This window comes from Kitasatospora sp. NPDC094015, from assembly GCF_040304075.1.
Taxonomy (GTDB): domain Bacteria; phylum Actinomycetota; class Actinomycetes; order Streptomycetales; family Streptomycetaceae; genus Kitasatospora.
The window spans coordinates 21961-31983 of sequence record NZ_JBEOUL010000051.1; the positions used below are offsets into that span (position 1 = coordinate 21961).

The window sequence follows — 10023 nt, forward strand, 5'->3', positions numbered from 1 at the left end:
AGCTCTCCCTCAGGCCATTCCGAAGTCGTTGTCGAGCAGGTCGAACAGTTCGTCGGCGGTGGCCGAGTCCAGCGCGATCGGGTCGGTCGCGGTCGGGGCGGGTGCGGTCGGGTCGGACAGGGTGTGGTCGGACGGGGCCGGGTCGGTCCGGGCGGGGCCGGGTGCGTCGGGCACCGGCGGCCGGGTCGCCCGTCGGCCACGCCAGGTGCGGAGCAGGGCCGCGAGCCGGTCGCCGACCTCCCCGGCGGCCGGGGTGTCCGGATCCAGGCCGGCCAACGCCCGCTCCAGCCGGTCGAGTTCCTGCTCGGCCGGCCCGCGCGGGGTCGGATGCAGCTCCTGGTCCAGCAGGTCGGCGAGGGCCGACGGGTTCGGCCGGTCGAAGATCACGGTCGGGGGCAGGGCGAGCCCGGTGGCGGTGCTCAGCCGGTTGCGGAAGCGCACGGCGAGCATCGAGTCGAAGCCGAGCTCGGCGAACGCGCGGTCGACCCGGATCGCGGTCGGATCGGCGTGCCCGAGCGTGGCCGCCGCATGCGCGGCGACCAGGTCCAGCAGTGCCATCCGGCGGCCGCCCTGGTCCAACGGTGCCAGCCGGGCGGCCAGTTCGGCCGCCGGGTCGGTGGCGGGGCCGCCGTCCGGGAGATCCGTCGGGGCCGGCGCCCCGGAGGCTGCGGCGGCCGGGCGGCCGGAGCGGCCGGGCGTCGGCAGCCAGTAGCGCTCCGGCTCGAAGGGGTAGGTCGGCAGCTGCACCGGCGCGCCCGCCGCGGCGCCCACCGGCCAGGCCACCGCGGCCCCGGCCGACCACGCCTCGGCCAGCGCCCGCAGCAGCTGCTCGGGCCGGTCGAGTTCGCGGCGCAGCGTGCCCACCGCCGTCACCGGCCGCCCGGCGGCCTGCGCCGTGGCGTCGACCGCCGCCTGCAGCACCGGGTGCGGGCTCACCTCGACGAACAGCCCGTGCCCGCCCTCCAGCAGCACCCGGGTGGCCCGGTCGAAGGCGACCGGCTCCCGCAGGTTGCGGTACCAGTACTCGGCGGTGAGCTGCCCACCGTCGATCGACCCGCCGGTGACGGTGGAGTACAGCGGCACCTGCGTGGCCCGCGCCCGGACGTCCGCCAGATCGGCCAGCAGCTGGTCCCGGACCAGCGCCACCTGCGGCGAGTGCGCCGCGTACCCGACCGGGATGAGTCGGGCCCGGATCTCGGCCCGCTCGCAGTCGGCCAGCAGCTCCGCCAGCGCCTGCGGCACGCCGGCCACCACCACCGCCTGCGGACCGTTCACCGCCGCCACGCAGAGCGCCTCCCCGTACGGTGCGAGCAGCTCGGCGACCCGTTCCCCGGTGGCGGAGACCGACACCATGCCGCCGGCGCCTTCGAGGCGGGTGAGGGCTCGGCTGCGCAGGGCGACGACCTTGGCGCCGTCTTCCAGGGTGAGGGCGCCGGCGACGACGGCTGCGGCGATTTCTCCTTGGGAGTGGCCGAGGACGGCGTCGGGGTGGACGCCGTGGTGCTGCCAGAGGGCGGCGAGTGAGACCATGACGGCGAAGAGGGCGGGTTGGACCACGTCGACCCGTTCCAACGGGTCGCCGTTTTGGAGGAGTTCGGTGAGGGACCAGTCGACGTGCGGGGCGAGTGCGGCCTCGCAGGCGGCGATGCGTTCGGCGAAGATGGGCTCCTCGGCGAGCAGGCCGGCGGCCATCGCGGGCCACTGCGAGCCCTGCCCCGGGAAGACGAAGACCGTGCCGCCGCCACCCGCCCGGCCCTCGACCACCCCGGCGGACGGGCTCCCGTCGGCCAGCGCCGCCAGGGCCCCGCGCAGTGCGGCCCGGTCCGCCGGGAGCACCGCGGCGCGCTGGGCGAACGCCGTCCTGCTGGTGGCCAGCGCGCGCCCGATCCCGTCGGCCGTCCACCGCGGGTCGGCGTCGATCCGCTCCAGCAGGCGCGCGGCCTGCCGGCGCAGCGCGGCCGGCGTCCGGGCCGACAGCAGCCAGGGGAGCCGGTCGGCCGGCCCGCCGGTGCCCTCCTCGCCGGTGCCCTCCTCGCCGGTGCCCTCCCCGTCGGTGTCCGGGGCCTGCTCCAGGATCGCGTGCGCGTTGGTGCCGCTCATCCCGAACGAGGACACCCCGGCCCGGCGCGGGCGCCCGGCCTCGGGCCAGTCCCGGGCCTCGGTGAGCAGCGCCACCGCACCCGAGCCCCAGTCCACCTGCTCGGACGGCTGCCGGGCGTGCAGGGTCTTCGGCAGCACGCCGTGCTCCAGCGCCAGCACCGTCTTGATCACGCCGGCCACCCCGGCGGCGGCCTGGGTGTGCCCGAGGTTGGACTTCAGAGAGCCGAGCCACAGCGGCCGCCCCGCCGGCCGGTCCTGACCGTACGTCGCGAGCAGCGCCTCGGCCTCGATCGGGTCACCGAGCCGGGTGCCGGTGCCGTGGCCCTCGACCAGGTCGACCTCGTCGGCGCGCAGCCCGGCGGTGGCCAGCGCCTGCCGGATCACCCGCTGCTGGGCCAGGCCGTTCGGGGCGGTCAGCCCGTTGCTGGCCCCGTCCTGGTTGACCGCGGTGCCGCGCACCACGGCCAGCACCGGGTGGCCGAGCCGGCGGGCCTCGGCGAGCGTCTCCACCAGCAGCACCCCGACCCCCTCGGACCAGCCGGTGCCGTCGGCGCCCTCGGCGAACGAGCGGCACCGCCCGTCGGCGGCCAGCCCGCGTTGGCGGCTGAACTCCACGAAGGCGTCCGGCCCCGCCATCACCGCCGCACCGCCGACCAGCGCGAACGCGCACTCCCCGGTCCGCAGCGACTGGCCCGCCAGGTGCAGCGCCACCAGCGAGGAGGAGCAGGCGGTCTCCACCGTCACGGCCGGGCCCTCCAGCCCGAGCGTGTAGGCGATCCGGCCGGACGCCACGCTGGTCACCGTGCCGGCCAGCAGGTGGCCCTCGACGTCGGCCGCCGGATCCTGCGGCCCGGCGCCGTACCCCTGGGCCGCCAGTCCGACGAACACCCCGCCCGGGCGCCCGCGCAGCGAGCCCGGGTCGATGCCGGCCCGCTCCACCGCCTCCCAGGCGGTCTCCAGCAGCAGCCGCTGCTGCGGGTCCATGGCGAGCGCCTCGCGCGGCGAGATGCCGAAGAAGGCGGCGTCGAACTCGCCCGCCCCGTCCAGGAATCCACCGGCCTCGGCGTAGAAGGTGCCCGGCGCGTCCCGGTCCGCGCTGTACAGCTCCGCCAGCGGCCAGCCGCGGTCGGTGGGCAGCGGGCCGACCGCGTCGGTGCCGTCCGCGACCAGCTGCCAGAGCGCCTCGGGGGAGCGCACCCCGCCCGGCAGCCGGCAGGCCATCCCGACGATCGCCAGCGGCTCGGCCGGCCCCGCGGCGGCGACGGCGGGGGACGGGACGGCTGGGCCGGCCGCCCCGGCCCCGAACAGGTCCTCGTCCAACCGCGCAGCCAGAGCCGCCGCCGTCGGGTGGTCGAAGACCGCCGCCACCGGCAGCGCCACCCCGCTCTCCGCGACCAGCCGGTTGCGCAGCTCCACCGCCGTCAGCGAGTCGAACCCGGCCTCCCGGAACGGGCGTTCGGGGTCCAGCTCGTCCGGCGAGCGGTAGCCCAGCACCTGCGCCGCCGCGCCGCGCACCAGCCGTACCAGCCGCCGCATCCGGGAGCCGGCGGGCAGCCCGGCCAGCTCCCCGCGCAGCCGGGCACCCGGCTGCTCGTCCACGGCGGGCCGCTCCGGCGGCGTGTCCGGGCCCTGCGGCCCGGCGGCGAGCAGCTCCGACAGCAGGGCGCTGGGCCGCGCCGACTCGAAGGCCGGGCCGAACCGCTCCCGGTCCAGCTCGGTGACCACCACGTGCGTCTCGTCCAGGTCCAGCGCCTGCTGGAGCGCGTCCAGCGCGGTGCGCGGCGACAGCGCCGGCAGGCCGAGCGCGCGCAGCCGGTCGGCGGTCGCGCCGGCCGCCATGCCGGCCCCGGCCCACGGGCCCCAGGAGACCGCGGTGGCGGTCAGCCCACGGCTGCGGCGGTGCACGGCGAGCGCGTCCAGGTAGGCGTTGGCCGCCGCGTACGAGCCCTGCCCGCCGCTGCCCCAGACCCCGGAGACGGAGGAGAACAGCACGAAGGCGTCCAGCGGCGCGTCCGCCAGCAGCGCGTCCAGGTGCGCGGCCCCGGCGACCTTGGCGGCGCTCTCGGCCGCCAGCCGCTCCGCGGTCAGCTCGGCCAGCGGGGTGTCCGAGGTCAGCCCGGCGGCGTGCACCACCGTGCGGGGCGGCTCGTCCAGCCCGGCCAGCAGCCGTTCGAGCGCGGCCCGGTCGCTCACGTCGCAGGCCGCGACCGTCACCCGGGCGCCGAGCCCGGTCAGTTCGGCGGCCAGCTCCGCCGCGCCCGGTGCGTCCGCGCCCCGGCGGCCGGTCAGCACCAGGTGCCCGGCCCCGGTGGCGGCCAGCCGGCGGGCCAGCTGCGCCCCCAGGCCGCCGGTGCCACCGGTGATCAGGACGGTGCCGCGCGGCCGCCACCCGGCGCCGCCGCGGACCGGCGCGGGCGCGGACCGCAGCCGCCGCCCGTACCGCCCCTCCGGGCCGACCGCCACCTGGTCCTCGCCGGCCGGGCCGGCCAGCACCGCGCACAGCCCGCGCCCGGAGGCCTCGTCCAGCGTGTCCGGCAGGTCCACCAGCCCGCCCCAGCCCCGGGGTTGCTCCAGCGCGGCGACCATGCCCAGCCCCCAGAGCCGGGCCGCCTCGGGCCGGACGACCGGGCGGCCGGCCGCCGCGACCGCACCGCGGGTCGCGCACCACAGCGGCCGCCCGAGGTCCGCGTCGCCGTGCGCCTGGACCAGCGCCAGCAGCTGCGCCGGGTCCGTCAGCAGCGACAGCACCCCGTCGGCCGGGGCCGCCAGCAGCTGCGCCAGCTCGGCCCGGCCGGCCGTGTCGGGGACCGCCAGCGTCAGCACCTCGGCGCCGTGCCCGGCCAGCGCCTGCGCGCAGTCGGCCGCGAACGGGTCCCCGGCGGGGGCGGCCAGCAGCCAGCGGCCGAGCGGACCGGGCTGCGCCGGCCCGACCAGCGGCTGCCACTCCACCCGGTGGCGCAGCCGGTCGGCGACGGTCCGCACGGCCGGGCGCTCCGGCCAGTAACGGCGGTGCCGGAACGGGTAGGTGGGCAGCTCCGGGGCATTCCCGGGGCGCCGGTCGCCGGTCCAGGTCACCGGCACGCCGCGTACCTGCAGCCGGGCCAGCGCATCGGCCAGCGACCGGTCCTCCGGCCGGCCCTCGCGCAGCAGTGGCACCACCGCGCCGGGCTCGGTCGCCGGCCGGCACTCCGGCACCAGCGCGGCGAGCACCCCGCCCGCGCCGAGCTCCACGAAGGTGTGCCCGTCCGCCTCCGGCAGCCCGCGCAGGCAGTCCAGGAACCGTACGGTGCCACGGACCTGACGGACCCAGTACTCCGGCGAGCACAGCTCCTCGGCGCCCGCCGGTCCACCGGTCAGGTCGGAGAGCACCGGCAGCCGCGGCTCCCGGTAGCTCAATCCCTCGGCGACCGCCCGGAACGCGGCCAGCATGCCGTCCATCCGGGCCGAGTGGAAGGCGTGGCTGACCGCCAGCCGCTTCACCCGGCGCCCGGCCGCCCGCAGCTCCTCGGCGGCCCGCAGCACGGCCGCCTCGTCGCCGGACAGTACGCAGGCGCGCGGCCCGTTCACCGCCGCCAGGCTCACCCCCGGCACCGCGAGCGCCGCCGCCAGCTCGGCCTCCTCGGCCTCCACAGCGACCATCGCGCCGCCGTCCGGCAGCGCGTCCATCAGCCGGCCGCGCGCCGCCACCAGCGCGCAGGCGTCGGCCAGGTCCAGCACCCCGGCGGCGTGCGCCGCCGACAGCCCGCCGATCGAGTGCCCGAGCAGCAGGCCCGGCACCACGCCCCGGTGCCGCAGCAGCCGCAGCAGCGCGGTCTGCAGCGCGAACAGCGCGGGCTGGGTGTACCGGGTGCGCTCCAGCGCGCGGGCCTGCTCGGTGCCCGGCGCGGCGAACATCAGCTCGCGCAGCTCCAGGTCCAGGTGCGGGGCCAGCGCGGACAGCACCTCGTCCAGCGCCTGGGCGAACACCGGCTCGTCCCGGTACAGCCCGGCGCCGGCGCCGGCCCGCTGGCTGCCCTGGCCCGGGAAGAGGAACACCGTCCGCCCGGCGGGCACGACCGTGCCGGTCACCACCCCGGCCGCGGTCCGCCCGGCGGCCAGCGCGCGCAGGCCCTCGCGCAGTTCGGCCCGGTCCGAGCCGGTGACGGCGGCCCGGTGCTCCAGCGAGGCGCGGCCGGCGGCCAGCGCCCGGCCGAGCCCGGCCAGGTCCGCGTCCGGCCGCTCGTCCAGGTAGCCGCCCAGCCGCTCGGCCAGGACGGCCAGCGCGGCCCGGTCGCGGGCCGACAGCAGCAGCGGCAGGAGCCGGTCCGGTTCCGCGGCGCCCTGCTCCGGCTCTTCGGGCGCCTGCTCCACGATCACGTGCGCGTTGGTGCCGCTGATCCCGAACGAGGACACCCCCGCCCGGCGCGGCTCCCCGCCGCCGGGCCACGGCCGCGCCTGCGTCAGCAGCTCGACCGCGCCCGCCGACCAGTCCACGTGCGGGTTGGGCTCGCCGACGTGCAGGGTGCGCGGCAGCACGCCGTGCCGCAGCGCCAGCACCGTCTTGATCACGCCCGCCACGCCGGCGGCCGCCTGGGTATGCCCGATGTTGGACTTCACCGACCCGAGCCACAGCGGCCGCTCCGCCGGGCGCCCGGACCCGTACACCGCCTGGAGCGCCTGCGCCTCGATCGGGTCGCCCAGCCGGGTCCCGGTACCGTGCGCCTCCACCGCGTCGATCTGCTCCGGCGCCAGCCCGGCATCGGCCAGCGCCGCCCGGATCACCCGCTGCTGGGACGGCCCGTTCGGCGCGGTCAGCCCGTTGCTGGCGCCGTCCTGGTTGACCGCCGTCCCCCGGACCAGCGCGAGCACCCGGTGGCCCAGCCGGCGCGCGTCGGACAGCCGCTCCACCACCAGCACCCCGGCGCCCTCGCCCCAGCCGGTGCCGTCGGCGTCCGCCGAGAACGCCTTGCAGCGCCCGTCCGGCGCCAGCCCGCGCTGGCGGCTGAACTCCACCAGCAGCTTGGGTGTGCTCATCACGGTGACCCCGGCCGCGAGCGCCTGCTCGCACTCGCCGCGCCGCAGCGCCTGCGCGGCGAGGTGCAGGGCGACCAGCGAGGAGGAGCAGGCGGTGTCGACGGTCAGCGCCGGCCCCTCCAGCCCGAGCGCGTACGAGATCCGGCCCGACAGCACGCTCGCCGTGTTCCCGGTCAGGAAGTGCCCCTCGGAGGCGCCCGGCGCCCCGTCGAGGGCGGCCAGGTAGTCCTGCCCGTTGGTGCCGACGAAGACCCCCACCCGGCGGCCCCGCAACGCGGTCGGGTCCTGCCCGGAGGCCTCCACCGCCTCCCACGCGGTCTCCAGCAGCAGCCGCTGCTGCGGGTCCATCGCCAGCGCCTCACGCGGCGAGATCCCGAAGAACTCCGCGTCGAACCCGGCGACATCGGCGAGGAACCCGCCCTGCCGGCTGTACGTCGTGCCGGGCCGGTCCGGATCCGGGTCGTACAGCCCCTCGGTGTCCCAGCCCCGGTCCGCCGGCCAGTCGCCGACCGCCTCCCGGCCCTCGGCCAGCAGCGTCCAGAACTGCTCGGGCGTGGTGACCCCACCGGGGAACCGGCAGGCCATCCCGACCACCGCCAGCGGTTCGTCGGCCGCCCCGACGCTCGAGACGGCCCCGGCCGCCGGCGCTCCCGGCGCCAGCTCCGCCAGCAGCCGCCCGGCCAGCGCCAGCGGCGTCGGGTGGTCGAACAGCGCCGTTGCGGGCAGCCGCAGGCCGGTGGCCGCGTTGAGCCGGTTGCGCAGCTCGACCGAGGTCAGCGAGTCGAAGCCGAGCTCGGCGAAGGCCCGGGCCGGGGTGAGCGCCCCGGTGTCCCGGTGCTGGAGCACCGCGGCCGCGTGCCCGCGCACCAGCTCGGTCAGCGTCCGCAGCCGCTCGGCGGCCGGCGCGCCGGCCAGCTCCGCGGCGAAGTCCTGCTCCCGATCGGCCGGACGGGCCTCCTCCGCCCGCTCCTGACGGCCCGGCAGCAGGCTCAGCAGGGCGCCCGCGCGCACCCCGCCGGCCTCGGCCAACCGGTGCCAGTCCACGTCCGCCACCACGACCAGGTCGTCACCCTCGGCCACCGCACCGGCCACCGCGCCCGCCGCCGTCCCCGGGTCCATCGCCGCCAGGCCCCGACCGCGCAGCCGTTCGGCCACGCCCTCGGTCAGCAGGCCGCCACCGCCCCACGAACCCCAGGCGATCGAGGTGCCGGGCCGCCCGGCCGCCCGGCGGGCGGCCACCAGCGCGTCCAGCGCCGCGTTCGCGGCCGCGTAGCCGGCCTGCCCGGCATTGCCCACCACGCCCATCACCGAGGAGAACACCACGAAGGCCGCCAACGCGTGATCGGCCGTCAGCTCGTCCAGATGCCGGGCGGCGGTCAGCTTGGCCCGCAGCACCGCGGCCACCTGCTCCGGGGTCTGCGCCGCCAGCATCCCGTCCGCCAGCACGCCCGCCGCGTGCAGCACCGCACCCGGGCGGTGCTCGGCCAGCAGCGCGGCCACCACCGTGCGGTCCGCGAGGTCGCCGGCCGCCACCGTCACCTCGGCCCCGAGACCGGCCAGTTCGGCCACCAGCTCCGCCGCCCCGGGCGCCGCGGCACCCCGGCGCCCGACCAGCACCAGCCGCCGCGCACCCTCCGCCACCAGCCGGCGGGCCACCGCGCGGCCCACCGCCCCGGTGCCCCCGGTGACCAGCACCGTCCCGGCCGCTGCCCAGTCGACCCCGGACCTGCCCCGCCGGGCGGCGGGCAGCAGCCGGCGGCCGTGCACGCCGGTGGACCGCACCGCCACCTGGTCCTCGTCGCGCACCCCCGCCAGCACCGCGAACAGCCGCCGCGCCGCCCGCTCGTCCAGCACCTCCGGCAGGTCCACCAGCCCGCCCCACCGGTCCGGGTGCTCCAGCGCCGCCGTCCGGGCCAGCCCCGCCACCGCGCCCTGCACCGGGCCCGGCACCGCGCCCGCGGGCCGTTCACCCGCGCCGAGCACCGCCGTTCCCGTCAGCAGGCACCACAGCGGCGCGTCGATCCCCGCGTCCCCGAGCGCCTGCACCAGCGCCAGGGTCAGCGCCACCGCACCGGGCAGCTCGGGCAGCTCCGGATGCGGACGCTCCTCGCGGGCCAGCAGCGACAGCACCCCGGCCACCGGCCCGTCCGCCACCGCACCGGCCAGCAGCGCCGCCAGCGACTCCCGGCCCTGCCCCGGCCCGGCCACCTGCACCGGCGCCACCGCCAGCCCGGCCGCGGCCAGCACCTCGACCAGCTCGGCCCCGGCGCCGTCCTGCGGGAGCACGACCAGCCAGCGCCCCGCCGGCGCCTCGGTCGGCGCCAGGCCCAGCGGATGCCAGCCCACCCGGTAGCGCCAGCCGTCCGCCGTCCGCTGCGCCGAACGCTCGCTGCGCCAGCCGGCCAGCGCCGGCAGCACCTCGCCGAGCGCCTCCGGGCTGACCCGCAGCTCCGCCGAGAGCGCGACCCCGTCCTGCTCCGCCAGCTCCTCCCAGAATCCGTCCGCCGGCGCACCGGCGACGAGCTTGGCCGGCGCCGGGGCCAGCCAGTAGCGCTCCCGTTGGAAGGGGTAGGTGGGGAGGTCGGTTCGGGGTCCTTCGCCGAGGGTGTGGGTCCAGTTGACGGGGAGTCCGTGGGTCCAGGCTTGGGCGAGGGATTGGTGGAGTTGGTGGGTGCCGGTGTTGCGGGTCAATGTCGGGATGGTGGTGGCGTTGTCGAGGGTTTCGTGGATGGTGGGGGTGAGGGTGGGGTGGGGGCTGGTTTCGAGGTAGGTGGTGTGGCCTTGGGTGGCGAGGTGTTGGAGGGCTTGGGTGAGGAGGACGGGTTGGCGGAGGTTGTTGTACCAGTAGGTGGTGTCGGGGGGTGTGGTGAGCCAGGTGTTGGTGACGGTGGAGTACATGGGGGTGGTGGG

Annotated in this window: 1 protein-coding gene; it reads right to left on the reverse strand. The window is 78.3% G+C overall.

From position 1 onward, the window contains the following. Positions 1–9 precede the first annotated feature (9 nt). The coding region (locus ABT014_RS32850) for an SDR family NAD(P)-dependent oxidoreductase (RefSeq protein ID WP_502895143.1) at positions 10–10023 on the reverse strand (10014 nt) is incomplete at its 5' end.